Annotated in this window: 23 protein-coding genes; 14 read left to right on the forward strand and 9 right to left on the reverse strand. The window is 65.4% G+C overall.

What is annotated here, in order from left to right; genetic code table 11:
- The first annotated feature begins 198 nt into the window (after positions 1-198).
- The 3 genes from B0G83_RS23310 (at position 199) to B0G83_RS23320 (ending at position 3,402) form a co-directional block, all read left to right on the forward strand.
- Positions 199-1,125: an AraC family transcriptional regulator gene (locus B0G83_RS23310; RefSeq protein WP_105509753.1), complete on the forward strand. Its 927-nt coding sequence runs from the start codon at positions 199-201 to the stop codon at positions 1,123-1,125.
- Between the two features lie 104 nt (positions 1,126-1,229).
- Positions 1,230-2,330 (forward strand): triacylglycerol lipase, encoded by a 1,101-nt coding sequence (locus tag B0G83_RS23315; protein WP_105509754.1) that lies wholly within the window; start codon positions 1,230-1,232, stop codon positions 2,328-2,330.
- Between the two features lie 4 nt (positions 2,331-2,334).
- On the forward strand, positions 2,335-3,402 hold the full coding sequence (locus B0G83_RS23320) for a lipase secretion chaperone (protein WP_105509755.1): 1,068 nt from the start codon (positions 2,335-2,337) through the stop codon (positions 3,400-3,402).
- 12 nt (positions 3,403-3,414) lie between these two features.
- Here the strand turns inward: B0G83_RS23320 and B0G83_RS23325 are convergent, their stop codons facing one another.
- The 3 genes from B0G83_RS23325 to B0G83_RS23335 all read right to left on the reverse strand — a co-directional run bounded on the left by B0G83_RS23325 (position 3,415) and on the right by B0G83_RS23335 (position 5,629).
- Positions 3,415-4,239 (reverse strand): anti-sigma factor, encoded by an 825-nt coding sequence (locus tag B0G83_RS23325; protein WP_105509756.1) that lies wholly within the window; start codon positions 4,237-4,239, stop codon positions 3,415-3,417.
- The gene (locus B0G83_RS23330) at positions 4,236-4,754 is read right to left on the reverse strand and encodes a sigma-70 family RNA polymerase sigma factor (RefSeq protein ID WP_035556821.1); all 519 of its coding nucleotides are present in this window, start codon (positions 4,752-4,754) and stop codon (positions 4,236-4,238) included. The genes B0G83_RS23325 and B0G83_RS23330 overlap by 4 nt, the downstream gene beginning before the upstream one ends.
- Positions 4,755-4,891: 137 nt before the next feature.
- Complete coding sequence (locus B0G83_RS23335; RefSeq protein WP_105509757.1) at positions 4,892-5,629, reverse strand: anti-sigma factor; 738 nt, start codon at positions 5,627-5,629, stop codon at positions 4,892-4,894.
- Positions 5,630-5,899: 270 nt separating this feature from the next.
- On the opposite strand from B0G83_RS23335, the gene B0G83_RS23340 reads away from it, so the two are divergent.
- The 3 genes from B0G83_RS23340 to B0G83_RS23350 all read left to right on the forward strand — a co-directional run bounded on the left by B0G83_RS23340 (position 5,900) and on the right by B0G83_RS23350 (position 7,908).
- A complete protein-coding gene (locus B0G83_RS23340) occupies positions 5,900-6,178 on the forward strand; it encodes a DUF4148 domain-containing protein (RefSeq protein ID WP_035556826.1) in 279 nt (92 codons plus the stop codon).
- 114 nt (positions 6,179-6,292) lie between these two features.
- A complete protein-coding gene (locus B0G83_RS23345; RefSeq protein ID WP_105509758.1) occupies positions 6,293-7,384 on the forward strand; it encodes a catalase family peroxidase in 1,092 nt (363 codons plus the stop codon).
- Entirely contained in the window at positions 7,381-7,908 is a 528-nt protein-coding gene (locus B0G83_RS23350) for a cytochrome b (protein WP_105509759.1), read from the forward strand. Before B0G83_RS23345 ends, B0G83_RS23350 begins: the two co-directional genes overlap by 4 nt.
- 9 nt (positions 7,909-7,917) lie before the next feature.
- On the opposite strand, the gene B0G83_RS23355 is transcribed toward B0G83_RS23350, so the two are convergent.
- The gene (locus B0G83_RS23355) at positions 7,918-10,413 is read right to left on the reverse strand and encodes an FAD-dependent oxidoreductase (RefSeq protein ID WP_105509760.1); all 2,496 of its coding nucleotides are present in this window, start codon (positions 10,411-10,413) and stop codon (positions 7,918-7,920) included.
- 166 nt (positions 10,414-10,579) lie between these two features.
- Between B0G83_RS23355 and B0G83_RS23360 the strand changes: the two genes are divergently transcribed.
- The 4 genes from B0G83_RS23360 to B0G83_RS23375 all read left to right on the forward strand — a co-directional run bounded on the left by B0G83_RS23360 (position 10,580) and on the right by B0G83_RS23375 (position 15,954).
- Positions 10,580-10,876, forward strand: a complete 297-nt coding sequence (locus tag B0G83_RS23360; RefSeq protein ID WP_105509761.1) for a type II toxin-antitoxin system MqsR family toxin — start codon at positions 10,580-10,582, stop codon at positions 10,874-10,876.
- A gap of 2 nt (positions 10,877-10,878) precedes the next feature.
- Positions 10,879-11,280 carry a type II toxin-antitoxin system MqsA family antitoxin gene (locus B0G83_RS23365; RefSeq protein ID WP_105509762.1) on the forward strand — a complete coding sequence of 134 codons (402 nt, stop codon included), beginning with the start codon at positions 10,879-10,881 and terminating at the stop codon, positions 11,278-11,280.
- Positions 11,281-11,385: 105 nt separating this feature from the next.
- On the forward strand, positions 11,386-12,171 hold the full coding sequence (locus B0G83_RS23370) for a DeoR/GlpR family DNA-binding transcription regulator (protein ID WP_105509763.1): 786 nt from the start codon (positions 11,386-11,388) through the stop codon (positions 12,169-12,171).
- 288 nt (positions 12,172-12,459) lie between these two features.
- Positions 12,460-15,954, forward strand: a complete 3,495-nt coding sequence (locus B0G83_RS23375) for a DEAD/DEAH box helicase (protein ID WP_105509764.1) — start codon at positions 12,460-12,462, stop codon at positions 15,952-15,954.
- A gap of 672 nt (positions 15,955-16,626) precedes the next feature.
- Here B0G83_RS23375 and B0G83_RS38255 read toward each other — a convergent pair.
- Positions 16,627-16,863 (reverse strand): hypothetical protein, encoded by a 237-nt coding sequence (locus tag B0G83_RS38255; protein ID WP_146120284.1) that lies wholly within the window; start codon positions 16,861-16,863, stop codon positions 16,627-16,629.
- 35 nt (positions 16,864-16,898) lie between these two features.
- Between B0G83_RS38255 and B0G83_RS23380 the strand changes: the two genes are divergently transcribed.
- The 4 genes from B0G83_RS23380 to B0G83_RS23395 all read left to right on the forward strand — a co-directional run bounded on the left by B0G83_RS23380 (position 16,899) and on the right by B0G83_RS23395 (position 22,342).
- Entirely contained in the window at positions 16,899-17,636 is a 738-nt protein-coding gene (locus B0G83_RS23380) for a response regulator transcription factor (RefSeq protein ID WP_105509765.1), read from the forward strand.
- Entirely contained in the window at positions 17,633-19,084 is a 1,452-nt protein-coding gene (locus B0G83_RS23385) for a FecR domain-containing protein (RefSeq protein WP_105509766.1), read from the forward strand. The genes B0G83_RS23380 and B0G83_RS23385 overlap by 4 nt, the downstream gene beginning before the upstream one ends.
- A 66-nt stretch (positions 19,085-19,150) precedes the next feature.
- Positions 19,151-21,697 (forward strand): CHASE2 domain-containing protein, encoded by a 2,547-nt coding sequence (locus B0G83_RS23390; RefSeq protein WP_105509767.1) that lies wholly within the window; start codon positions 19,151-19,153, stop codon positions 21,695-21,697.
- A 36-nt stretch (positions 21,698-21,733) separates the two neighbouring features.
- Positions 21,734-22,342, forward strand: coding sequence for a DUF4136 domain-containing protein (locus B0G83_RS23395; protein ID WP_105509768.1), 609 nt, complete (start codon positions 21,734-21,736; stop codon positions 22,340-22,342).
- Between the two features lie 64 nt (positions 22,343-22,406).
- Here the strand turns inward: B0G83_RS23395 and bluB are convergent, their stop codons facing one another.
- Genes bluB through B0G83_RS23415 form a run of 4 tightly spaced genes read right to left on the reverse strand, consistent with a single transcriptional unit; the run spans position 22,407 to position 25,475 of the window.
- Positions 22,407-23,078 (reverse strand): 5,6-dimethylbenzimidazole synthase, encoded by a 672-nt coding sequence (gene bluB / locus B0G83_RS23400; protein WP_105509769.1) that lies wholly within the window; start codon positions 23,076-23,078, stop codon positions 22,407-22,409.
- Positions 23,062-24,360, reverse strand: a complete 1,299-nt coding sequence (locus tag B0G83_RS23405; RefSeq protein WP_105509770.1) for a cobyrinate a,c-diamide synthase — start codon at positions 24,358-24,360, stop codon at positions 23,062-23,064. The genes bluB and B0G83_RS23405 overlap by 17 nt, the downstream gene beginning before the upstream one ends.
- A gap of 3 nt (positions 24,361-24,363) precedes the next feature.
- Positions 24,364-24,966, reverse strand: a complete 603-nt coding sequence (cobO, locus tag B0G83_RS23410; protein ID WP_105509771.1) for a cob(I)yrinic acid a,c-diamide adenosyltransferase — start codon at positions 24,964-24,966, stop codon at positions 24,364-24,366.
- A complete protein-coding gene (locus tag B0G83_RS23415; RefSeq protein WP_308701478.1) occupies positions 24,963-25,475 on the reverse strand; it encodes a cobalamin biosynthesis protein in 513 nt (170 codons plus the stop codon). The genes cobO and B0G83_RS23415 overlap by 4 nt, the downstream gene beginning before the upstream one ends.
- Positions 25,476-25,609: the final 134 nt, after the last annotated feature.

Consider the following 25,609-nt stretch of genomic DNA (forward strand, 5'->3'; position numbering starts at 1 on the left):
TGTGTGGATCGGTTGCATGGCGTCATCCTAGAGAGACAGCGTTTGAAAAACGCGCAGGGTGGGATCGCATTGCGCAGATTCGGATGATGGTGTGCATTGCGGCGTCGCAACACGCGAACGGGATCGCGTAGGGCCGAGCGCCGCCGCGAAAAAACCCGCACAATGCACCCACCCAGGCCACCCTCCACGAGGCACGCAATGAATGCCGTGACACCGATACCGCTAGCGCACAGCGGCTCCCGCATCGCCTTGCGTTCCAGCCATCAGTTGGGCTGGCAGGGCTTCGGTGCGGAACTGGTGAATGTGTCGGCCGGGCTGCATCGGGTGCCGGCGTTCAAACATCATCGGGTGGGCGTGCATGTCGGCGCGCCGGTGCGGGCGCGTTGCCTATGCAACGAACGCCGTTCCTCGCGCATCCAGGCACACGGCGACGCGGACGTGATTCCGGCCGGACTCGACGGGCAGTGGACCGACGAATCGCCGTGCACGATTTTCAGCGTGTGGATCGGCGAAGCGTTCGCGCGGCGTACCGTCGAGCAGTTGGCCCTGAAGTCCGCCGACGCGCAGCTTCGGCCGCAATTCCAGCTGCGCGATCCGCGTTTTCAGCATCTGGCGTGGGCATTGCGCGCCGAACTCGAAGCCGACGAAGCCTCCGATCCGCTGTATGCCGAAAGCCTTTGCACGGCGATGGTGGTGCGCCTGATCGGCGGCGCGCCCACGCTCGACGACAAGCGCCGCACGCTCGCGCCGGTCATGGCCACGCGCGTGATCGATTTCATCGAAGCGCATCTCGATCAGCGCCTCACGCTCGGCGAACTGGCCGCGTTGGCAGAGTTGAGCGTGCCGCATTTCAAAGTGCTGTTTCGCGAGACGCTCGGCATGCCGGTGCATCGGTACGTGGTGCAGCGGCGCGTCGAGCGGGCCCGCTCGCTACTGCTGCAAGGCAAGCTCGGCGCGAGTCAGATCGCATTGGAAACGGGCTTTGCGCATCAGAGTCACATGGCGCATTGGATGGTCCGTTTGCTGGGTGTCACGCCGCGCGAGCTCGTCAAGTCAAGTGCGAATTCAGGCAGCATTGTCGGCATTTCCACCGTAAATGCCCGCCGCATTGCAACAGCGCGATAAACGTTCGAATCGCACTGCAGCATGCGGGGTTTGGAGTTCGCGCTCTATTGCCGTCGATCGATTTGTATCGCTAAATACCGGGACTTTGCAACCGGAGGCCGTACATGTCGAAATCGAAGGGTTCCCGCTTTGTCGCCTGGGCAATGGCCGCTGCACTGACTCAGGCGCCGCTCGCACTGCTGCTCACATTCGCCACGCCGGCCGGCATGGCGCGCGCGGTCGCCGCGACCGCAACGGCTAACGCGAGTACCGACAATTACGCGGCCACGCGCTATCCGATCATTCTCGTGCACGGTCTTGCGGGCACCGACAAATACCTCGGCGTGCTCGACTACTGGTACGGCATTCAAGCCGATCTGCAGCAGCATGGCGCCACCGTGTACGTAGCGAATATGTCGGGCTTTCAAAGCGACGACGGTCCGAACGGACGCGGTGAACAACTGCTCGCCTACGTGAAACAGGTGCTCGCGGCCACCGGCGCGCAGAAGGTCAACCTGATCGGCCATAGCCAGGGCGGCCTGACTTCGCGCTACGTCGCGGCGGTCGCGCCCGACCTCGTCGCTTCGGTCACGACCATCGGTACGCCGCATCGCGGCTCGGAATTCGCGGACTTTGTTGAAGGCGTGTTGCAGAAGGACCCGACGGGTCTGTCCACACCGATCATCGGCGCATTCGCGAACATCTTCGGGATCCTGACGAGCAGCACCAACAATACCAATCAGAATGCGATAGCCGCGCTGCAAACGCTGACCACCGCAAACGCGGCGGCCTTCAACACGCGCTATCCGAGCGCCGGACTCGGCGCGCCCGGCTCGTGTCAAACGGGCGCGGCGACGGAAACCGTCAACGGCAACACGCATCTGCTGTACTCGTGGGCGGGTAGCGCGATTCAGCCGACGTCGGTACTCGGCATTCCCGGCGCCACCGACACCAGCGTCGCGCTGATCGACTCGGCGAACGTGCTGGACCCGTCGACGCTCGTGCTGTACGGCACCGGCACGGTGATGCTGACCCGCCAGTCGGGGCAGAACGACGGCCTTGTCTCCGTATGCAGCGCGCTCTACGGCAAAGTGCTCGGCACCCGCTACAAGTGGAACCATCTCGACGAGATCAACCAGCTGCTCGGCGTGCGCGGCGCGAATGCGGAAGACCCGGTCGCGGTGATCCGCACCCAGGCAAACCGGCTGAAGACGCAAGGCGTTTGAGCGGATGGCGCAAGACGAACGGCAGCGAGGCGGTGCGCGCAAGCAATGGGTCGCCTATGTCGCGGTCGGTGTTATATCGGCCGGCGCGGCACTGTGGGTGAATCGCGCGCCGACCGTGCCTCAGCAGACGATAGCGCAGGCAGGGCAGGCGGGCCGCGTCGCGCAGACGGCGCCTGCGTTGGGGCAAGCTGCGAACGCGTCGGCGGCGGGGGCGCTGCCGGCGTCGCTCGACGGCTCGTCGCCGCCGCGTTTGCCTACCGACGGTCACGGTCGTCTGGCGCGCACACGTGCGGTGCGCGATTTCTTCGACTACTTCCTGACGACGCAAAACGAAATTCCCGCCACGACGCTCGACGCGTTAGTGCGTCGGCAGATCGCCGCCCAACTCGACGGCACACCGGCCGCGGACGAAGCGCTCAACGTCTGGCAACGCTACAACGCCTATCTGAGCGCAGTGGGCAAGCTGCCGCAGACATCGTCGCCGTCGCCGTCACCGACCGGCGCCCGGCCGAATCTCGACGCGTTGCAACTCGAACTCGATCAGCGCGACGCGTTGGGCACGCGGCTCATGGGCGAATGGAACACGCCATTCTTCGGCGCGGAGTCGCAGCAGCAACACACGGATCTGGCACGCCTGAGAATCGCGTCGGATGCTTCATTGAGCGATGCGCAGAAAGCGGCCCGGCTCGCGGCGCTGGATGCCGCGTTGCCACCCGAAGTGCGCGCCGCGCACGAGCGCATCCGTCAGCAGCAGGCCGCTCTCGACACACTGAGTCAGGCGCAAGCGCAGGCACAGAAGCCGGGCGGCTCGCTCGACGCAATGCGAGCGCAGATCACGCAAACGCTGGGGCCCGAAGCGGCGGAACGCGCGGTGAAAATGCAGCAGGCCGACAACGCCTGGCAGGCGCGCTATGCGGACTACGCCAATCAGCGCGCGCAGATCGACAAACAGAATTTGCCGGCGCAGCAACGTGACGCGCAGGTCACGCAACTGCGTCAGCAGTTCTTCACGAATCCGGGCGAAGCGATGCGCGCGGCGTCGCTCGATCGTGGCAGCGGGTCGGGCGGTTGAGGGCGCCCACCCTCAACCCGGCGTGGCTCCTGTCAGCTGTGAATAGACATCGTGCGACAGCTGCAGCAACTGTTTACGATCGATTCCACCCGACACCGCATAACCAAAGTCGCCGTCGACCCAGTAGAACACGTTCACCGGCCCGTCCTGATACAGCTTGAACGCGGTGGTGTTCGAATTCACCTTGCGATGCGAGATGCACAGCGTCACGCGCTCGCCGTTCGGCCCGCGATACATGAACTGCGCGGTCGGACCATCGGCGCCGGGCAACAGCCGGCCGCCCGACAGATCGAAGCCGCTCTTCGACAGCACCGGCGGATGCACGTTGGTGCCGAGCCGGTTCGACAGCCATTGCACGAAGTCCTGCTCATGGTCGGCATTCATGTCGGCCGGGCGGTCGACCGCGGGCATATACACCACATGCGCGATCGCCGCCTGGCGCGCGAACATTTCGCTGCTGTCCGCGCTGACAGGACGCGTATCCGAATGGCTCGCGCCCATCGGCATGACCACGTCCTGGCCCATATGCGTGCCCACGCCGATACCGATCCCCAGCACCAGCGCCGCCGCCATGCCCGCGAACTGCGGCCAGTTGGCGGCCATGCGCCAGCGGCGCGGCGCGGGCGCCTGCAGTCGTTTCGGCACGGGTTCGTTCAGCACGCGGTCATAGCGCTCGTGGAACATGCTGTTGAGCGAGAAATAATCGCTGACGCGCGCGGCCAGTTCGGGGCTCTGTTCGAGCGCGCGCTCCACCTCGACACGCCGTTCGTCGGACAGCGTGCCGTCCACGTAGGCGTGCAGGTCTTCTTCGCCGATCGGCATAGATTGATCGTTCATCGCACCACCTGTAGTTTCGCGCCGGGCTGCGTGCCCGCCATCAACGCCCGCAGCCGCTCGCGGCCGCGCGACAGACGCGACATCACCGTGCCGAGCGGAATATTCAACGCGAGCGCCACGTCGGCATAGCTCATTTCCTCGAGGCCCACGAGCAGCACGACTTCGCGCTGTTCCATCGGCAGACGTTGCAGCGCGTAATCGAGATCGCGCATTTCCAGCGAACGCGTCTGGTCGGACGGCACCGCGAATTCGCTTTCGTGGACGCTATCGTCGTCGACCGCCACGTGAACGGCGCGTGCCGACGCCTTGCGCGCCTGATTGGCGAAAACGTTGTGCATGATCGTAAACAGCCACGCGCGCAGATCGGTGCCCGGCTGGAACATGCCGGTGCGGCCGAGCGCGCGCTCTAGCGTGTCCTGCACCAGATCGTCGGCGAGGTCGCGATTGTTGATCAGCGCCCGCGCATAGCGCCGCAAACGCGGCACATGCTCCATCAACTCGTCACGGACATCCATGGTTCATCCCAATCGTGGGGCTTGTGTGAGGCGGAAAGCCGGCGCGCGTCGAGCGTGCTGCCGGCCGTATTCCAGGGCTAACACGCCTGGACGGAGTTTATTCCGTCGCGTTGCATAAAAGTGAGAAGCGGGCGTGCTCATCGCAGGGTCATGGCGTCGGCGGCGCGCATCAGGCCGTGGGTGCGGGCGTCGCCGGCGACCACGAAACGTTGCCGCTGCGCGGTCCAGCCCAGCAGCCGCAGATCGCCGATGCGCCGCGCGGCCCACTGCGGCCGGTCCGGCGCCAGCAGCGCCAGCGTCGAGATCAGCACCACCGGCTGGTTGTCGCGGTTCAGATAGACGAATTCGCTGGCGCGCTGAAATGGCCCGAGCGACAACACCCGTTGGTCGACCAGCCGCAGGCCGATGCCCGACAGATTCGGCGCGGCCGGGTCGGCGCGGGTCGGCGACGTCGCGGCAAACGGCGTGGCGGCGGTTTCGGCCAATGCCATCACCGCGGCGTTGTCGAGCGCCGTTGCGGACACCTGCGAGGCGGCGAGCCAGCCGCTCGCGGCCGCCACCGTCAGGAAGAGCGCCGCCAGCGTGTTGAGGAGGCGGTTGGGGCGCATCGCCCCGTTCGCGCGCTCGCGTTCGCCGCGTGAGCCCTCGCGTGCGGCCTTGGTGCGCTCCGGTGCCGGTTCGTCGGTGGTTTGAAAGGCGGCCTGAATCTGTGCATTGAGCCGGCCATAAAACGCTACCCGGCGCGCCTCCGCCGGTTCCTTGCCCAGATAGTCCCGCAGAAACGCGGCGCGTTCCGGCGTCAGGGTGCCGTCGGCATAGGCCTGAATGTCGGCTTCGGACAGCGGCGAGTCGGGCGGGGCGTGGGTCGAGTTCATGGTGTCGGTGTGCGTCGAAGGTGTGCCGAAGCTCGGCTATCGAGGAGGCGAACACAGCATAAGGCGCGTTTATTCCATGGATTCCCCATGATGCGCGCGCCATTTTTATTTGGGTGTTTTTTGCATGCGGCGACGCGTGCTAACCCGCTCGCGGCGCGTTTTATTCCCACCTGAAAATTTGTTTTTTATCGAGCGTGAACGCAGGAATAAAAGCCCGCAACGCGTGGTTCTCCCTCATGCAAACCCGCACAACACTCCCAGGAGTTCATCATGAAGAAGATCGCTTTCGCCGCTTTGTCCGTTGCTATTCTCGCCACCTCGTCGGGCGCTTTCGCACAAGCCAAGACGCGCGCTCAGGTCTACCAGGAATTGATCGAGGCGCAACAGAACGGCCTGAACTACGTGACCGATACGTCGTATCCCGAAGTGAACCCCATCTTCGCGCAACAGGTCCAGCAGCATAAGCAGGCGCTGGCGGCCGAAGCCGCTCGTGCGGCCGACACCGGCGGCGTCGCGAGCAGCACCGTGGAGTCGGGCAGCGCCAATTGAACGTGCCGGCTACCGGCGCGACGATCGAACGGGCGCGCCGGAAGTCGACTGGAATAGATCGCTGAATTGCGTGTTAGCCGATCAGTGCATCTATCCAGGTAACCAGGAGGCTTCGTGCCCAAACCCCCCGTTCCCCTTTCCGGCCCAGTCTGCGTGCCGTGCCGGCTCGCCGCGATCGGCGCTGTCGTGGCGGTACTCGCCGGCGGTTTCGCGTACACCGCGGGCTGGCTGAGTCCCGCGCGTCTGACCACCTCGCGCATCATCGACACGTTCCAGGCCGCCGCCGGGCAGCCACACCCGGGCTACCGGCGCAATCATGCGAAAGGCCTGTGCGTGGAGGGCTATTTCGATAGCAATGGCGACGGCACGGTGCTGTCGAGCGCTGCTGTTTTCAAACCCGGCCGCACGCCGGTCACGGGACGCTTCGCGATTCCCGGCGGCAATCCGTCCGCGCCGGATACGAGCACGCCCGTGCGCAGCCTGGCCTTGCTGTTCCAGTTGCCCAACGGCGAACAGTGGCGCACCGGTATGAACTCGACACCCGTGTTCGCGGTGCATACGCCGGAGCAGTTTTATCAGCAGTTACTGGCCGCCAAACCCGATCCGGCGACCGGCAAACCGGACCCCGCCAAGCTCAAGGCGTTCTACGCCGCCAATCCCGAGACCCAGCCGTTTCAGGCGTGGGTAAAGGGGCATCCGCCTTCGTCGAGTCTGGCCAATGGCGCGTATTACGGCATCAATGCGTTTCTCTTCACCGACCGCGCGGGTAATACGCGTGCGGTGCGTTGGGCGATGGTGCCCGACTTGCCGTATGCGCCGATTACCGACGCGCAAAAGGCCGCCAGGAACTATCTCGCGGCCGATCTGAATCAGCGCCTCGACAGCGGACCGTTGCGCTGGCATCTGATTCTGACCGTCGCGCAACCGGGCGACCCGACCGGCGACGCCACGTTGCAATGGCCCGACGATCGTCAGCATATCGACGCCGGCACGCTGGTGCTCGAACGCACGACGTCGCAGGAAGACGGCACGTGCCGCGACGTCAATTTCGATCCGACCGTTCTGCCGTCCGGCATCAAGCCCTCCGACGATCCGCTGCTCGCCGCGCGCTCGGCGGCGTACGCGGTGTCGTATCAACGCCGCACTCGCGAAGAAGCATTGCAGCCCGCGCTGCACCGAACCCAGGCCAACGGAGACCGCTCATGACGCCGACGCGTACCCATTTCAGTCCGCTCGCGCGCCTGTTGCACTGGCTCATGGCGCCTTTGATCATCGCGATGCTGTTTATCGGCGTGGGAATGGTCGCGACCGTTTCGCGCGCCCATGGCACGCTGATCGCGATTCACAAACCGCTCGGCATTGCGTTGCTGCTGCTGGTGGTACTGCGCGCGGGCGTGCGCGTCATGCGCGGCAGCCCGCCGCTGCCTGACGACATGGCCGCATCGCAGCGCTTCGCGGCCAAGGCGTCGCACCTCGTGCTGTATGCGTTGATGGCGGCGATGCCGTTGATCGGCTGGGCGATGCTGTCGGCTGCGGGTTATCCGTTGCCGCTGCATCTACCGCCGATCGCGCCGCATAACGTCGCGTTGTTCGCGTTGCTGCGCGCGTTGCATACGTGGCTCGCGTTCGCGTTATTCGCGACCGTTTTGCTGCACCTCGCGGCGGCGCTGCTGCATGGCCTGATCCGCCGCGATGGGGTGTTTTCCAGCATGGCGCGGAGCGGACGTTAGGCCTGGACGTCAGCCCTTCACCCGTTCCGAACGCGGGTCATACGGCGCTTTCAGGTGCAGGGTTGCCGGCAGCAGATCGCCGGCAACGTCGATGGCATACGTGCCACCGCTCAGATACGCGGCGTCCGCGACGCCGTCTGGACGATTCACGTAGCCCATCGCGACTGGACAGCCGAGCGTGTGGCCGAATGCCGCCGAACTCACGAAGCCGACCGGCTCGCCATTCCGCAGAATCGCTTCGCCGCCCCACAGCATGCGATCGGCGGCGCCGTCGGCGGTCAGGACGACCATCCGACGGCGCAGCGGTTCGGCGCGCAGTTTCAACAGGGCGTCGCGGCCGCGGAACGGGATGTCCTTATCGAGCTTGCACGCGAACGACAGGCCCGCTTCGAACGGATTCGTGTCCGGCGTCAGTTCGCGGCCCCATGCGCGATACCCTTTCTCGATCCGCAGCGAGTCGATCGCGTAGTAACCGGCGTTGACGAGACCGAACGCCTGACCCGCCGCATGCAGCGTCTCGTACACGCCGAGCGCGAATTCGACCGGCACATACAACTCCCAGCCGAGTTCGCCGACGTAGGTGAGCCGCGTGGCGCGCACCGTCGCATAACCGAGATCGACCTCGCGGCTCTGACCGAAGGCAAACGCTTCGTTGCGCCAGTCCGCTTTCGACACGCTCTGCAGCAACTCGCGCGAACGCGGCCCCATCACGGCGAGCACCGCGTATTGGCCGCTCACGTCGACCAGCGTGCAGTGTTTATCGCGCGGAATCGCCTTGTCGATCATGTCGAAGTCGCGCGTGGTTTGCGCGGTACCGGTGACGAGCAGGTACTGGTCGTCGGCGAGACGCGTCAGCGTGAAATCCGACTCGTAGGTGCCGCGCTCGTTGAGCATGCCGGTGTACACGGTGGTGCCGGGCGGCACGTCGACGTCGTTTGCGACGAGGCCTTGCAACACGTCTCGCGCGTCGCGTCCCTTGACGAGAAATTTGGAGAACGACGTCATGTCGAACAGCGCCACACCCTCGCGGCACGCGCGGTGCTCGGCGCCGCTCCAAGGCAGCCAGTTCTGCTGACCGAACGCGTAATCGATCTTGGCCTCGGCGGGCGTCGGCGCGAAAAAGTTGGCGCGCTCCCAGCCCATCTTGCTGCCGAAACACGCGCCGTCGTCGCGCAACGGCCCATACAGCGGCGAACGGCGGAACGGCCGCGCGCTGTCGAGTTCGCGATTCGGCCAGGGCATCGCGTAGTGCAGGCCGAGCGTTTCCTTCACGCGATCATGCAGCCACGTGTCGTTGCCGTTGAAACGCGCGAAGCGGCGGATATCGACCGGCCACAGGTCCATGGTCGGTTCGCCTGCGACGATCCATTCGGCGAGCGCCATGCCCGCGCCACCCGCCGACGCGATCCCCATCGAGTTGAACCCGGCGCCGACGAAAAAGCGTCGCAATTCCGGTGCCTCGCCCAGCATGAAGTTGTTGTCCGGCGTGAACGATTCGGGGCCGTTGTAGAACTGCCGGACCTGCGCCGTTTCGAGTGCGGGCACGCGTTGCAGCGCGTTTTCCATCAGGATTTCGAACTGGTCCCAATCGTCGGGCAGCAGCTGGAATTCGAAGTTCTCGGGGATGCCGTTCATGCCCCACGGTTTCGCGTCCGGCTCGAAGCCGCCCATCACAAGGCCGCCCACTTCTTCCTTGAAGTAGATGAAGCCGTCCGGGTCGCGCATGACCGGCAGGTCCGGATGCACGCCGGGAATGCGCTCCGTGACGATGTAGTAATGCTCGGCCGAATGCAGCGGCACGGTGACACCGCACAGGCGGCCCACGGCTTTGGCCCACTGGCCCGCGCAATTCACGACGATGTCGGCGCCGAGCGTGCCTTCTTCGCCTTCCTTGGTGCGCCACGCGAGGCCGCTGACCTCGCGCGCGCCGTTCGCCCGGGCGCCTTGCTCCGCGCGCGCGTGGACGGCGGTCACGCGGGTGTTTTCGACGATGCGCGCGCCGCGCGTGCGGGCGCCGCGTGCCAGCGCCTGAGTCAGGTCGGTGGGATTCGCCTTGCCGTCGCCGGGCAGCCACACGGCGCCGAGCAGGTCGTCGGTGCGCATGACCGGCCACAGGTCGCCGGCTTCGCGCGGGCCGATCACGTCGCACGCCACGCCATAGGCGCGCGCGACGGCGGCGGTGCGCTTGAGTTGCGTCATCCGCTCGGCCGTGCGGGCTACCGACAACGAGCCGCACTGCTTCCAGCCGGTGGCGAGGCCGGTGTCGGCTTCGAGCTCGGCGTAGAGCGCGGTCGAGTAGCGGATCAGCTTCGTCATGCTTTCCTGCGCGCGTAACTGGCCGACGAGGCCCGCTGCGTGCCAGGTCGTGCCGCACGACAACTGACCTTGTTCGAGCAGCACGACGTCGGTCCAACCCAGCTTGGTCAGATGGTAGGCCACCGAGCAGCCGATGATCCCGCCGCCAATGATGACGACACGAGCGTGGGAAGGAATGGGTGTGGACATGTGTTGATATACGTGGTTTTAATGTTTGTAGAATGCGACAAAATTTTGCAAAAAGCAACGATTTATGTGACTTTCCCCGCACTAAAATACCGCTGCGCGTGCACCGAAAAGCGAAGCTTTTGCTATCGCTTTATAACCAAGTAGGTTAATATAAAACGGAGGCCTCGTGGAAAAAGGCACGCCTCATTGCAAGCTGTCGGTCGTGAGAAACCTGGTGCGCGAAAGGAAAGTCAGAATTACGCAGTCCGCTCTTGCAGGCGCGGCCGCGCTCAACGTCGGGCCGGCAGAACTGGTGGCGACTGTCCTGGAACTTGAAGCACGAGACTTTTATAAAAGCATGACCACCCACGCAGACCATCGCATCTGGCAAGACGTCTATCGACCGACGACGAAAGCCGGCGCGATCTATTTGAAGCTGACCGTGGTCGAGGATGTACTGGTCGTATCGTTCAAGGAGTGGTGAGCATGAAATGTCCGAACTGCGGTGCGGCCGAGCTGGTCAGGGACAGTCGCGACATGCGTTACGTCTATAAAGGCGAGGCGACGGTGTTCGACGCTGTCGTCGGCGAATACTGCCCGGCCTGCGGTGAGGCCGTGCTGAAGCTGGACGAGGCGACCCGCACCGGCCAACTGATGCTGGCGTTCAACAAACAGGTGAACGCGTCGCAAGTCGATCCGGCGTTTATCGCCGCGGTGCGCAAGAAACTGCAACTCGATCAGCGTGAGGCGGCGGAGATTTTCGGCGGCGGCGTCAATGCTTTCTCGCGCTATGAAAACGGCAAAACCAAGCCGCCGGTCGCGCTGGTGAAACTGTTGAAAGTCCTCGATCAGCATCCGGAATTGTTGGCCGAGGTTAAGGGGAATTGACGCATCGGGAGTTGAACGTGGTTTTATGTGGATATGCGTTGAAGTAAGCTGGTGAGAATTGTTGTATTTGCTAGACTCCATCGTTCACTCTCTGTCCTCACCGTCATGTTCTCCAATCAGCGCCAAGCCGAAATCCTGCGACTCGTCCGCGACGAGCGCACCTGCACGATCACCGATCTGGCCGCCCGTTTCGACGTCTCGGACGAAACCATTCGCCGCACTATCAAGCCGTTGATCGCGGAAGGCCAGTTGATCAAGGTCCACGGCGGCGTGATGCTGCCCGAGCGTCTCGACGAGCCGCCGTTCCAGCGCCGCATGGTGGCGAGCCTCGACGGCAAACGCGCGATCGGCGCGCGTATCGCCGAATTGGTACGCGACGGCGAGTCGCTGATTATCGAAGGCGGCACGACCTGTCTGCGTATCGCCGAGGCGCTGGCCGCGCGCTCGCGTCTCACGGTCGTGACCAATTCGATCGAAGTCGCCCGAGTGCTGAGCGCGCGCAACGGCAACCGCGTTTTCATCGCGGGCGGCGAATTGCGCGCCGACGACTCCGCCGCGTTCGGCGATAGCGTGCTGGCCTTTCTGCGCCAGTTTCACGTGCGCTACGCGATCGTGTCGGTGACCGCCATCGACCTGCAGGCGCGTTTCATGGACGCGCTACCCGCGGACGTGGCGTTTGCGCAGGCGGCGTTCGCCCAGGCGGAACGCCGGCTCGTCGCGGCGGATCACGCGAAGTTCGGGCATAGCGCGCTGGTGCATGCCTTCGGGCCCGACGCGGTCGATCTGCTGGTTACCGATCAGCCGCCCGCGCCGGCGCTCGGGCAAGCGTTGGCGGCGGCGGATGTGGACGTGCTCGTGGGCGCCACAGCCGATCCCGTTGCGCAAGAGTGATTGGCCGGCCGCGTTCTCCGCAGTTCGCCTGCGCGTGCCGAAGCTCGCCTGCAGTTGCGTCAACCCGCCTGCCGTTACCCCGCCGCACCGACACTTGCCTCAATGCAAAGCGCCCGCCACAGCGCAAGCCCGTCACCGCGTAAAATGGCCGGTTACCACAGGCAACCGGCAGCGACCTGCGCCGCAGCGCCACTTGCGTGGACATCAGCCGCTTTTCACGCAAACACGCACTCCGCACCCAGCCGTCCGCGCCTTTGCCAGAACAGATGAACCCCGGGATGGACCCTGATGTCGTCAGTTTTCTTTGATCGGGAACGGATTACGGAATGGCTCGGTCATCACACCGTTGCCAAAGCGCGCTCGGTCGGCGCCGTCACAAATGTGAAGTGGCACGGCGATTCCTTGAGCGGCAACGTGCAGGGCACCCGCCCGCTACCGTACAAAACCCGCGTGCGATTTCGCACCGACGGCGGCCGGCCGTGGGCGCAGAGCGATTGCAGCTGCCCGGTGGGTCGCGATTGCAAGCATGTGGCCGCGCTGCTGCTGGCCGAGCTCGACTATCACGACGAGATGGACCACATCACCAACGTGAATCTCGACGACAACGGCGAAGCCTATCCGTCGGCGGACCCGGCCGAAAAATCGACCATGGCGCCCACGCCGGCCGCCGGCGTGCGCCCCGAACTGGTCAGTTGGCTCGAGCGTTTCCGCGCGCGCGCCGAAGCCGCCGATGCCGACGCCCAGAAAGCCGCCGCCGCGCGCAGTCAAACGCTCGCCTATCTGCTGAACTGGTCCAACTTCCACATGCGCCACGAGGTCGTGCTGTACCGTGCGCGCTGCAATCCGGACGGCACGGTATTCGAAGTCGACGAACCGTGGGCCAACGTCGAAGCCGCGCTGCTCAAGCAACCCAAATTCGTCTCCGACGAAGACCTGTCGATCTTGCGCGGCTTGTGGCTCGGCCGCTCGCGCGAGGACTTCGGCCAGTTCATCCTGCGCGGCACCAGCGGCGCCGAGATGTTGCAGAAGCTGATCGCGACCGGCCGTCTGTTCTTCGAATTCAGGCCCGCGCCCGGTCGCGAAGGACCGGCGCCGCTGTCGCGCGGCGTCGACCGGCCAGGCCGGATCGAATGGGAGCCGCTCGCCGACGAACGCCTGCGGCCCGTGCTGTGCACCGAGCCGCGCGCCAGCATGGTGTTGCCGACCGAGCCGGTCTGGTACGTGGACGGCGTCGCGAACGAAGCCGGTATCGTGCAGTCCTCGCTACCGTTCCAGCAGTTGCCCGATTACCTCGCCATGCCGCCCATCTCGCTTGCCGAAGCGCCGCTGGTCGCGTCGGTATTGCGCGAGATCGCGCCGGACCTGCCATTGCCGCCTACCCACGACGCTTCCGCGATTCGCGTGATCGACGTCGATCCCGTGCCGGTCCTGACGCTGAACAGCCACACGCTGCCGTCGGCGGGTAAGGGCGCCATGCGTAAAACCGAGGCGGTCGAACTGGCCGGCGTGAGCTTCGATTACGACGGCGTCAGCATCAATGTGGACAGCAACGTCACGCTGGTGCCGATGCCCGGCGGCGACGTGATTCATATCCGCCGCCGTTACGAGGCCGAAAAGAAGCGCCTGCTCGAACTGCGTCGCACCGGTTTGCAGAAAGTGCCGACCAGCCGGGTCTACGCGTCGCGTCTGCTGCCGGACACGATGCTCGGGCTGCCCGATGCCGACGCGTGGTCCGGCTTCGTCAACGACGCCGTGCCCGATCTCGTCGCCAAAGGCTGGCGCGTCACGATGGCGCCGGCGTTCCGCTACAACGTGATCGAGATCGACGCGATCGACGGCACCGCGCATCAGGCCGGCGACGGCTGGTTCGATCTGGAGATGGGCATCCGCATCGGCGAGCGCAACGTGCGGCTCGAACCGCTGCTCGCCGACCTGTTCCGGCGCGACCGGCGCTGGCTGAGCGGCGCGCTCGAAACGATCGCCGACCACGAACCGATCGAGCTGAAGACCGAGGAAAACAAGCGTTTGCGGCTGCGCGCCGACCGCCTGAAACCGGTGGTGCGCGTGCTGGTCGATCTGTTCGACGCACTCGGCGGCACCCTGGCCGACGGTGCGCCGCTACGCGTGCCCGCCGTCGACGCCGGCCGGCTGGAAGCGTTGAACAGCACGGGCCGCTGGCAATTCCACGGCGACGACTCGGTGCGCCAACTGGCGCAGCGTCTGCAGGCGGGACCGGGATTGCGCGAGGTGCCGGTGCCGGTTGGCCTGAAAGCGGAGTTGCGCGCTTACCAGCAGCAGGGTCTCAACTGGATGCAGTTTCTGCGCGAACAGGATCTTGCCGGTGTGCTCGCCGACGACATGGGGCTGGGTAAAACCGTGCAGACGCTCGCGCATATCGTCGTGGAGAAAGAAGCCGGGCGGCTGACCCGGCCCGCGTTGATCGTCGTGCCGACCACGCTCGTGCATAACTGGCGCGAGGAAGCGCGGCGCTTCGCCCCCGATCTGAAAGTACTGGCGCTGAACGGCCCGCAACGCAAGGAGCGCTTCGAGCAGATCGGCGAACACGAACTGGTGCTGACCACTTACGCGTTGTTGTGGCGCGATCAGAAAGTGCTCGCCGAGCACGACTACCATCTGCTGATTCTCGACGAAGCGCAGTACGTGAAGAACGCCAGCACCAAGGCCGCGCAGGCGATCCGTGGGTTGCGCGCGCGGCATCGGCTGTGTTTGACGGGCACGCCGCTCGAGAATCACCTTGGCGAACTGTGGTCGCAATTCGATTTTCTGCTGCCGGGTTTTCTCGGCAGCCAGAAAGATTTCACCAAACGCTGGCGCAATCCGATCGAAAAGAACGGCGACGGCGTGCGCCGTGCGTTGCTCGCGCGGCGCATCCGGCCGTTCATGCTGCGACGTCGCAAGGACGAGGTCGCGAAAGAATTGCCGGCCAAGACCACCATCGTGTGTTCGGTGGATCTGGAGGGCGCGCAGCGCGATCTGTACGAAACCGTGCGCACGGCCATGCAGGAGAAAGTGCGCGCTGCGGTCAGCGCGCAGGGGCTTGCGCGTAGTCACATCATCGTGCTCGACGCGTTGCTGAAGCTGCGGCAGGTGTGCTGCGATCCGCGCCTCGTCAGGATGCTTAGAACGGGCGGCGAGGCAGAACAGTCGCCGGAAAAGTCGGACGAACGGCGCACTAAAGCACAGCGAGCGGACAAGGCAGACAAGGCCGACAAGGCCACGCGTGCGATGCGCTCGGCCAAGCTCGATCTCTTGCTCTCCATGCTGCCAGAACTGATCGACGAAGGGCGCCGCGTGCTGTTGTTCTCGCAGTTCACCGGCATGCTGGCGCTGATCGCCGAGGCGCTCGACGAAGCGGCGATTCCGTACGTGCTGCTGACCGGGGACACGACCGATCGCGTCACGCCCGTGCAGCGATTCCAGCAAGGCGAGGTGCCGCTGTTCCTGATCAGCCTGAAGGCGGGCGGCGTGGGGCTGAATCTGACCGCCGCCGACACCGTCATTCACTACGATCCCTGGTGGAATCCCGCCGCCGAAAATCAGGCGACTGACCGTGCGCATCGGCTGGGTCAGGACAAACCGGTGTTTGTGTACAAGCTGATCGCGGCGGGCAGCATCGAGGAAAAGATCGTGGAATTGCAGGAGCAGAAAGCGGGGCTCGCCGACAGCATTCTTTCCGAAGATGCCGCCGGCGCCGCGAAGTTTTCCGACGACGACCTCGATGCACTATTCGCGCCGATGCCGGAGATTGAAGGCGGGCGATAAGCGGTATTTTCTCCGCATGAAAAACGTCCGCTTAAGCGCCGCTGCGATTTCACGTCGAATACGAACGTTGGTACTAAAAAGACGCGTCTGTAACAATCGTCTTCGTATGTAAATTGACGTTTGCGAACGCTTAAATTCAGACGATTTTGTCACCCGGCGTAAGCCTTGATCCGACGAGGGAGCGACTTACGTCACACGTAATAGCTACCTCGTGAGTCGTTACAACGGCAGTTCTTTCATCTTGAGCGGATTTTCCGAAGCGGCTACGTTGAGGTCACTCGTGCGGCTAGACCCCCGCGAGCGTGTGGTGTGTTGAGCGGCGTCGGCTTCGTCAGGGGGTGACGCCGCATTTTTTTGCTGGATTGTCATGACGCCCCGCGATGGTCTTAACAATATTTAAACGATTTATTTTGAGACTGTTCCTATACTGACTCGCAAATTGTCAAATCGTCGCGTCTCGAATCGGCATGCGGCGTGGATATGCAAAGGCAGACGGGGCCAATCCGCTGCGAGCGAGACCACCAACGATCCGCGTCATTACCCGGATAACGACCGGTAATGACCCGCGTAAGAACCTTTCAAGGGTCGACATCGGCATCCCGGCGGAACCTGAGAGACGGCGGGATGTAATGCAAATGGCGGTTCCAATCGTTGAGCCGCCCGGATAGCGGCTTAGCCGCATCCGCCGAAAAGAACGGCCGTTTTTTCGATTATGATGAACTGGCCCCCTCGATAATCCGCGCGATACAGCCACATTGCGCGCCAATTTTGAGACGAGAGGGCGGCGAAACGGAACAGGGCGCAAGGCAAAGGACCGTAAGTCGAAGAAATGCAGCCGGAGTTGGAAAGGGAACCCGGATCGTCGGCGTTGGTGCCGGCATCCCGGTCATCTACCGGCCAGTCGGCCATCTGTTAAGTAGCACGTTGTCGCGTTGCGGGGTTTTATGAGAATTGCTGTCCTGGATGACGATTCGGCTCAGGCCGATCTGGTATGTCAAACGCTGTCGACTGCCGGCCATATCTGTCACGCATTCGGCGCGGGCCGTGAACTGGTGCGGCAGTTGCGGCGCCAGACCTTCGATCTGCTGGTGCTCGACTGGAACGTGCCCGACATGTCGGGCGAAGAGGTGCTGCGCTGGGTGCGCGAAAGCCTGTCCGAACGTCTGCCGGTGCTGTTCATGACGAGCCGCGGCCGCGAAACCGATATCACCTCGATCCTCAACACCGGCGCGGACGATTACGTCGTCAAACCGGTGTCGGCCGCCGTGCTGCTGGCGCGGGTCGGCTCGCTGCTGCGTCGCGCGTATCATCTGAAGCCGGCCGCGGTGAAGGAAGTGTTCGGCGAATTCGAGTTCGATCTGGGCGCCAAGCACGTGGTGGTGCGCGGCGTGACCGTCGCGGTGACGCAGAAGGAATTCGAACTCGCGCTGCTGCTGTTCCAGCATCTGAGCCGGCCTCTGTCGCGCGCGCATATTCTCGACGTGATCTGGAAGCAGGCGACCGACATCCCGTCGCGCACCATGGACACTCACGTCTCGATGTTGCGCAGCAAGCTGGGCCTGCGGCCCGAGCATGGCTACCGTCTGACGCCGATTTACGGGTATGGCTATCGTCTGGAGCGGATCGAATCCGCCACGCCGCCGGCCGCCGCCGTTGAACGCCCTGAAGCGGGGGAGGCGTGACGGTTTCCTCGGGGGTCGCGGGGCGCGGCACGGCGAACGCGCAGCGCCGCGGCGGCGCCGTGTGGCTGGCCGCTGGTGTGGTCGCGTTGACTTGTGCCGCGTCGATGCCGGCACAGGCGCAACTGGCGCGTGGCGCGAAAGCGCGTCCGCCGGCGGTGCCTTCGTACGTTGAGTACACGACACACGACGGCGACACGCTCTATGAAATCGCCGCTCGCTATCTGCGCGACCCGGACGATTGGGCCGTGCTGAGCCGCCTCAATCATGTGCCCGCGCCGCGTCGCATGTCCGCGGGCATCGCATTGCGTTTGCCGGTCGACAAGCTGAAACAGGATCAGGAATCCGCGCGTGTGATCGCGACGAGCGGTCCGGCCGAGCACGCCTTCGGCAAGAGCCCGTATGTGCCGCTCACGGAAGGCGCGACACTCGGCGAAGGCGACCACATCCGCACCGGCCGCAACGGTTTCGTTTCGCTGGAATTGCCGGACGGCTCGCACGTGACGGTGGCGCAGGACGCCGAGGTGGATATCGCGCGGTTGCGGCGCACCACGCTGACCGGCGCGGGCGATCGGGTTCTCGATCTGCATCACGGCGAAGTCGAAAGCCAGGTCACGCACGCGACGAAAAAAGACGACCGCTTCCAGATCCGCTCGCCGTCGGTGGTGGCGGGCGTGCGCGGCACGCGTTTCAAGGTCGCCTACGACGGCGACGCGCACACCACCGCGGTGGAAGTGCTGGACGGCGCGGTCGGCGTCGATCCAGCTACGCTCGACGGCCACACGTTGGCCGCGCCGCCGCCCGGCGTGGCGCTGCAGGCATCCGCGCAACTCGTCAAGGCGAGCTTCGGCAATATCACGCGCACGGGCGCGGCGATCGGCGATCCGGTGGCGTTGCTGGCGGCGCCGGCTCTGACGCAGCCCGCCAAGGTGCAGGACGGCAAGACCGTCGGGTTCGATCTCGTGCCGGGTAGCGCGGCGGTGGGCTACCGCGTGCAGATCGCGCGCGACGCCGATCAACTCGACCTGATTCGCGACGTGCGCGTCAGTGCGCCGCACGCGGACTTCGGCGATCTGGCCGATGGCACCTACTTCGTACGGATCGCCGCGATCGATGCGCACGGGCTCGAGGGCCTGCCCCAGGTGTATGCGTTCGAACGGCGTCAGCTCGGGCTGTCGGCGTCGGCGGGCCCGCGCGCCGGCAGCCGCGACTATGAATTCCGCTGGTTCGTCAGCCGCAGCACGGTCGAGACGCGCTTCCGTTTCGTGCTTGCCGCAAGTGCCGATCTGCGTCATCCGATCATCGACCGGACGGATCTGAAGGGCGGTCAACTGGTGGTGAGCGACCTGCCGGCCGGCGTCTACTATTGGACGATCGTCGCCGAGCAATTCGAGAATGGCCGCTTCTATGAGAAGAGCAGCGCAGTCCGCTCGTTTACGCTTGCGCGCTGAGGCTGGTAGATTCTCGGGAGCGGGCTGGCCGGCGGCCCGCTTCAACGATTCCAACCACGCCACGCCTTGTCGATCACACCCACGCGTCTGAGCCTCGATCCGCGCGCCCGCCTTGGCCGGCGCGCCGGCCGCCGTTTCCTGATCGAATGGGTGGCGATCGGCTGCCTCGGCATCGTGGTGATTCTGCTCAGTTCGCTGGGCCGGCTGAGCGCGAGCGTCGATCACCTGGTCTACGACCGCTTTCTGAGCCTGCATGCGCATCCGGTGCTGCCCGATATCGTGGTGGTCGAAATCGACAACGCGAGCGTGGCGCAACTCGGGCGCTGGCCGTGGCCGCGCAGCGTTCACGCGCGGCTGCTCGAACAGATCGCCAAGGCTAATCCCGCCGCGGTGATTTACGACGTGCTGTTCACCGAGGCCAATCCGGAAGACGCGGCACTGGCCCGCGCGATCGCGCTGAGTCCGACCTATCTGCCGGTGCTGCTGACCGCGCCGGACAGCGCGGGGCACCGCAGCGTGGTCGAGCCGGTCGCGCCGCTGGCACAGGCGGCGGCGGGGCTCGGGCATATCAATTTCGAAGTGGACAGCGACGGCATTGTGCGCAGCGTCGCGCAGTTCGAGGGCGACGACGGGTCACGCTGGCCGCAACTGATGCTGCCCGCCGCGCAGGCGTTCAAGCGTGGCACGCTGCGGTTGAACGACGTGAGGCGGGAGGGCCTGGCGGTTGAAATGGCGAGCGCAGCCGCAAGCAATGCACACCCCGACAGTACCGCCCAGAACGAAGACACCGACGACGAAGGCCGCTTCCTCATTCCCTTCGGCCCGAACGCGCAAAGCTACACCAGGTTCAGTTTCGCGAGCGTGCTCGACGGCAATGTCCCAGCGGATCGGTTGCGTGGCCGCCTCGTGCTGATCGGCGTGACCGCGTCCGGCTTGTACGACCGCTTCGCGACGCCGGTATCCGGCGAGTTGGGTCCGCTGCCCGGCGTGTACATCCACGCGAACGTGCTCGACACGCTGCTCACCGGCCGCGAGATCGAGCCGGCCGAGCCGTGGATGTTGTGCGCGGTCTCGCTCGCGCCGCTCGCGGCGTTGCTGGCCGGGTTTCTGGTGTTGTCGCCACGCCGCTCGCTGTTGCTGACCGGCGCGTTGTGTGCGCTCGCTGCAGCCGGCAGCGCCGCCTTGCTGTTCGGCGCGCGGCTCTGGATGTCGCCGGTGCCGGCCATCGTCGGCGCGGTGGTCGTATATCCGTTCTGGAACTGGCGGCGCCTCGAAATGACCATGGCCTATCTGCGCGGCGAACTGCAGCGTCTCGCGGACGAACCACATTTGCTGCCGGAAACGCCGTCGCGCAGGCGCGAGTTCGGCGGCGACGTGCTGGAGCAGCACATGGCGCTGATGGCGCAGGCCGCGCAGCGCGTGCAGGACATGAAGCGCTTCGTGTGGGACAGTCTGGACAGCATGCCGGAACCGATTCTGGTGAGCGATGTGCGCGGCGTCGTGCTGATCGCGAACCATGCCGCGAAGGCGCACTTCGCGCGGCTCAACGCGCCGGCGCCCGAAGGCCGGCCGATGCAGGCGGTGCTGGGCGGCCTGACGCTGGTCAAGACCATCGACCGCGACGCCGCCACGGACGCGGACAACAATCTGCTCGCGCACGCGCAGTGGCCCGCGCTGCTCGATCCGGAGCGCCACGAATTCGCCGGATTGATGGCGCAGGGCGTGGAAGTGCGGGACGCGAGCGGATGCGACTACCTGCTGCGCTACGCGAACTGCACGAACGAACAGGGCGAGACGACGGGGTGGATCGCGGGTCTCGTCGACGTGTCGGCGCTGCACGCGGCCGAGCGTCAACGGGAAGATGCGCTGCGACTGCTGTCGCACGACATGCGCTCGCCGCAGGCGTCGATTCTGGCGCTGGTGGAGATCGAGCGCGCCCGCGACGAACCGGTGCTCGCGCGCGGTCTGCTGGAGCGCATCGAGCGCTATGCGCAGCGGGCGCTGACGCTCGCCGACGACTTCGTGCAACTGGCGCGCGCCGAATCGCAGGTGTATGTGCTTGAGCCGGTGAGTCTGACCGAACTGCTGATCGACGCCAGCGACGAAGTCTGGCCGCAGGCGCACGCCAAACGCATCACGCTGCAAACGGACACCGGCACGGGAACGGCAGCGCAAGTCGACATCGACGCCGAGGAAGGCCACTGGATCTGCGCCGACCGTTCGCTGATGACGCGCGCGCTGGTCAACATTCTGAACAACGCGGTCAAGTACAGCCCGCCCGACACGCGGATCACGTGCAGTCTCGCGACGCATGCATCGACGTCCGTATCCGGCGGCGCGCGACGCGTGTCGTGCACGATCCGCGACGAAGGGTACGGAATTCCGATGGAACAGCAGGCGGGATTGTTCGAACGGTTCCGGCGCTTTCACGAGACGGAGCGGCCCGAAGTCGGCGGTGCGGGCCTGGGCATGGCGTTCGTGAAGACCGTCGTGACGCGCCACGGCGGCGACGTCGCGGTCGTCAGCGCGGCCGGCAAGGGCACGGCGTTTACGATCGAGTTGCCGGCGCTCGAAGACGCGCAATCCGAGGCCTCCGCGCTGCCGCGCGTCTGACACGACGATGAATACGTACTTTATCCAAGCGAGAAGATGGTGAAAGCGATCCTGATCTGTGCCGCGCTCGCCGCGGCGAGTCTTACCGGTTGCGCGGGCCTGAGCGCCGACGTGCACACCGCCCACGCCACGGAAGCGGCAACGGCGCTGCAAGGCGAGCGGACCTATGCGCTCGCGCGCATGCCGTCACAGGATGTCAGCGCGGATCATCCGCGGTTCGAAAGTCTGCTGCGCGACGCATTGGCGAAGCAGGGCTTTGCCGAGGCGCCGGACAAATCGGCGCGTTATCTGCTGTCGGTCGCGTACGACACCCGGCCGGCCGCGATCGGCGTCGATGTGAAGGAGTGCGCGCCGGGCGACTGCGGGCATCAACCGGACGCGCCGTTCGCGCTGTTCGGCGGTCCCGCCTATCGGCATGCGTTGACGCTGAGGTTGTTCGAGCGCGCCACGGGGCGGGAGGTTTACGCGGTCAGCGCGGTGAGCAGCGATCGCGACGCCGATCCGCTGCACGCCGCGCCGGCGCTCGTGAAAAGCGCACTGGCGAAGCTGCCGTTTTCGGCGCCGGCGGACTGGCGCGTGACGTTGCGCGCGGATAAAACGAGTGGCGTGCCGGATGTGGTGTCGGTGAAGCCGTTGCAGCCCTAAGGCGCTACGGCGTTGCGGCGGCATTGCAGCGGCGTCGCGAAGGCATCGCAACGCTATCGCAGCCTCATTCCTGCGCGATGACGGGACGCTCTCCCGCTTCCGGCCAGCGGTTTTCAAACACACATTCCGCGAGCGGCATGCGGCTCGCCCAGCGCTCCGTTTCAAGCATCGGTTCACTATAAAACCGGTCGACGTGGCCCAGACACAGAATCGCCACCGGCCGCGCGCCCGCCGGCATGTGCAGGAGCGTATGCACCGTGTCGACGTCGAACAGCGACACCCAGCCCATCCCCAACCCTTCCGCCCGCGCGGCCAGCCACATGTTCTGGATCGCGCACGCGACCGACGCGAGGTCCATCTCCGGCAAGGTACGGCGGCCGAAAATGTGCCGCTCGCGGCCGTCCATGAGCGCCATCACCAGCAGTTCGCCGCATTCCAGCATGCCTTCCACTTTCAGCTTCATGAACTCTTCGCGACGCTTGCCGAGCGCGTCGGCGGTGGCGAGCCGTTCGCTTTCGACGCTGGCGTGCAGCGCCGCGCGCAGCACCGGATCGGTGATGCGCGCGATGCGCCACGGCTGCATATAGCCGACGCTCGGCGCGTGATGCGCCGCGTCGAGCAGACGTTGCAGCACAGCCGGATCGACCGGATCGCGCACGAAGTGGCGCATGTCGCGGCGTTCATAAATGGCGCGGTAGACGGCGTCGCGCTCGGAATCGTTAAAAGGCGTTGCCATGGAACAGAGCGGCCGTGAAGGCCGGGTTGGAGGGCCAGTAAGCGTGCATATAGGTTGCCACGATGGCGCCGTGGCGATATAGGGCTTCGCCCGATGTCGCGCTGTTCGGCCGCGTTGCGTACTGCCACGGCGTGAGCGGCGTGGTCAGCTTCGAGTAGTGAAACGTATGGCCCGTCAGCGCGCCGTGCGTGCCGTCGAGCTGTTGCATGCCGAGCGCGGTGAAGCGCGTTTGCATCGTCGCATGACCGGGCAGCAGGCCGAGCATCGGCGTGCTCGTGCCTTGCGTATCGGTGAGCTGGTCGAGCAGGTACAGCATGCCGCCGCATTCGGCGACCACCGGTTTGCCGGCCGCCACGTGCGCGCGAATGCCTGCTGCGCTCTGTGTGTTGCTGGCCAGTGTCGGCGCGTGCAGTTCCGGATAACCGCCAGGCAGATAGAGGGAGTCGGCGTCTGGCGGGATGGCTTCGTCGGCGAGCGGCGAAAAGTAGGCGAGCCGCGCGCCGAGTGCTGCCAGCAGCGTGAGGTTGGCCGGGTAGATGAACGAGAATGCGGCGTCGCGCGCGATCGCGATGGTTTGGCCTTCCAGCAGACGCGGCAGTTCGGCCGCCGCGGGCGGGCCGAATTCGACCGGCGGCGGTAGTGCGGCCAGCGCGGTTTCGCCGAGCGTGTCGGCGGCGCGATCGAGGCGTGCGTCCAGATCGTCGATCTCGGCCGCCTGATAAAGACCGAGGTGGCGATCCGGCAACCGGATTTCGTCGCTGGCGGCAATGTGACCGCACCAGCGCAGCCCGGGCGGCAACGCTTCTTGCAGCATCTGCGCGTGCCGCGCGGAGCCGACGCGATTCGCGAGCACGCCGTAGAACGGCACCTGCGGCTGGAATTGCGCAAGACCGAAGGCGACCGCGCCGAAGGTCTGCGCCATCGCCTTCGCCGAAATTACCGCGAGCACCGGCACGCCGAACGCGGTGGCGAGATCGGCGCTGCTCGGCGTGCCGTCGAACAGGCCCATCACGCCTTCAATCAGGATCAGGTCCGCTTCGGCCGCCGCCTGCGCGAGCAACGCGCGGCACGCGGGCTCGCCGACCATCCACAGATCGAGCGACAGCACCGGCGCGCCGCTCGCGCGTGCCAGAATCATCGGATCGAGGAAGTCCGGGCCGGTCTTGAACACGCGCACGCGTCGTCCCTGGCGCCGGTGATAGCGCGCGAGGCTCGCGGTGATCGTGGTCTTGCCTTGACCCGAAGCGGGCGCGCTGATGAAGAGCGCCGGGCACGCGCACATCGCTTAAAACTCCACGCCGCGTTGCGCTTTCACGCCTTGCTCGCGGTACGGATGCTTGACGATGCGCATTTCGGTGACGAGGTCGGCGGCTTCGATCAGCGCATCCGGCGCGTGACGGCCGGTCACGACCACGTGCAGCATCCCGGCGCGCGCGTTCAGCACGCCCAGCACTTCGTCGAGCGGCAGGTATTCGTATTTGAGGACGGTGTTCAGCTCGTCGAGGATCACCATCTGGTAATCGCCGCTCTCGATCATCCGGCGCGCTTCGTCCCAGCCTTTGCGCGCGGTGGCAATGTCGGCGTCGCGATTCTGCGTGTTCCACGTGTAGCCGTCGCCCATCGTGACGAAGTCGCAGTGAGCGATTGCGCCGAGGAAGTCGCGCTCCGACGTATGCAGCGCGCCCTTGATGAACTGCACGACGCCCAGTCGCATGCCGTGCCCCAGCACGCGAACGGCCATGCCGAACGCGGCGGTGGTTTTGCCCTTGCCGGTGCCGGTGTTGACGATCAGCAGACCTTTTTCGACGGTGGCCTGGGCCTGTTTCTTTTCGTGGCCTTCGCGCCGGCGTTCTGTCATCCGTTGATGGGATTCGGGATCGGTTTTCATGGCAGGTCCTGTGGTTGGATGGCGTTGCCGGTGGCAGTGGCGATGGCCACGGTGACCCCGGCATGGATCGTCTTGCGTACGATAAGGCGGACTTGCGACGTGGCCAATTCGCCCGCCGCGGCCAGCAGCGCGCACGGTTCGCACACACCGTCCACGCCGAAATGGGTTTGTGCCGCTGCCGAGGGTGTTTCTACCGGCACCGTCGCGATCTGCTCGCGGCTGAAGAAAACCAGCGGCAAAGCATGGCGTGTGCAGAACTCGAGCAAACCGGCCTGCCGGGATTTACTGTCGATCGAAGCGACGACACGGATCTGATCGAGCCGATACGTGCCGAGCGCGGCGCGCACGGCCGCTTCGATCTGCTCGACCGAACCCTGCAAGCGGCAGCCGATGCCCACGCTCAGCCACGCGCGGCTCATCGCGGCGTGCGCGGCGCGCGCCACGTCGTCAGCGGATTGGAAGGACGAAACAGGAAGAAGCGTCTGAGGGCTGGCATCGAGGTCATGCAAATACAACGAATTCCCGTTTGACGGCCCAAGCGAACGCCTGAGCGGGCGTATGGGCGGGCCCCCAACGCGCGCATACGATAGCACACGAGGCCCCGCCCGATAAGCCTTCGCGGCCGGTGTCGCCTTGACGGCGG

It is taken from the genome of Paraburkholderia sp. BL21I4N1, from assembly GCF_002973525.1.
Lineage (GTDB): Bacteria > Pseudomonadota > Gammaproteobacteria > Burkholderiales > Burkholderiaceae > Paraburkholderia.

What these genes read in the sequence shown, in the direction of transcription:
- B0G83_RS23310 (WP_105509753.1), top strand. Translation starts at nt 199, where the DNA reads ATGAATGCCGTGACACCGATACCGCTAGCGCACAGCGGCTCCCGCATC.
- B0G83_RS23315 (WP_105509754.1), top strand. Translation starts at nt 1,230, where the DNA reads ATGTCGAAATCGAAGGGTTCCCGCTTTGTCGCCTGGGCAATGGCCGCT.
- B0G83_RS23320 (WP_105509755.1), top strand. Translation starts at nt 2,335, where the DNA reads ATGGCGCAAGACGAACGGCAGCGAGGCGGTGCGCGCAAGCAATGGGTC.
- B0G83_RS23325 (WP_105509756.1), bottom strand. Translation starts at nt 4,239, where the DNA reads ATGAACGATCAATCTATGCCGATCGGCGAAGAAGACCTGCACGCCTAC.
- B0G83_RS23330 (WP_035556821.1), bottom strand. Translation starts at nt 4,754, where the DNA reads ATGGATGTCCGTGACGAGTTGATGGAGCATGTGCCGCGTTTGCGGCGC.
- B0G83_RS23335 (WP_105509757.1), bottom strand. Translation starts at nt 5,629, where the DNA reads ATGAACTCGACCCACGCCCCGCCCGACTCGCCGCTGTCCGAAGCCGAC.
- B0G83_RS23340 (WP_035556826.1), top strand. Translation starts at nt 5,900, where the DNA reads ATGAAGAAGATCGCTTTCGCCGCTTTGTCCGTTGCTATTCTCGCCACC.
- B0G83_RS23350 (WP_105509759.1), top strand. Translation starts at nt 7,381, where the DNA reads ATGACGCCGACGCGTACCCATTTCAGTCCGCTCGCGCGCCTGTTGCAC.
- B0G83_RS23355 (WP_105509760.1), bottom strand. Translation starts at nt 10,413, where the DNA reads ATGTCCACACCCATTCCTTCCCACGCTCGTGTCGTCATCATTGGCGGC.
- B0G83_RS23365 (WP_105509762.1), top strand. Translation starts at nt 10,879, where the DNA reads ATGAAATGTCCGAACTGCGGTGCGGCCGAGCTGGTCAGGGACAGTCGC.
- B0G83_RS23370 (WP_105509763.1), top strand. Translation starts at nt 11,386, where the DNA reads ATGTTCTCCAATCAGCGCCAAGCCGAAATCCTGCGACTCGTCCGCGAC.
- B0G83_RS23375 (WP_105509764.1), top strand. Translation starts at nt 12,460, where the DNA reads ATGTCGTCAGTTTTCTTTGATCGGGAACGGATTACGGAATGGCTCGGT.
- B0G83_RS38255 (WP_146120284.1), bottom strand. Translation starts at nt 16,863, where the DNA reads ATGGCCGACTGGCCGGTAGATGACCGGGATGCCGGCACCAACGCCGAC.
- B0G83_RS23380 (WP_105509765.1), top strand. Translation starts at nt 16,899, where the DNA reads ATGAGAATTGCTGTCCTGGATGACGATTCGGCTCAGGCCGATCTGGTA.
- B0G83_RS23395 (WP_105509768.1), top strand. Translation starts at nt 21,734, where the DNA reads ATGGTGAAAGCGATCCTGATCTGTGCCGCGCTCGCCGCGGCGAGTCTT.
- bluB (WP_105509769.1), bottom strand. Translation starts at nt 23,078, where the DNA reads ATGGCAACGCCTTTTAACGATTCCGAGCGCGACGCCGTCTACCGCGCC.
- B0G83_RS23405 (WP_105509770.1), bottom strand. Translation starts at nt 24,360, where the DNA reads ATGTGCGCGTGCCCGGCGCTCTTCATCAGCGCGCCCGCTTCGGGTCAA.
- cobO (WP_105509771.1), bottom strand. Translation starts at nt 24,966, where the DNA reads ATGAAAACCGATCCCGAATCCCATCAACGGATGACAGAACGCCGGCGC.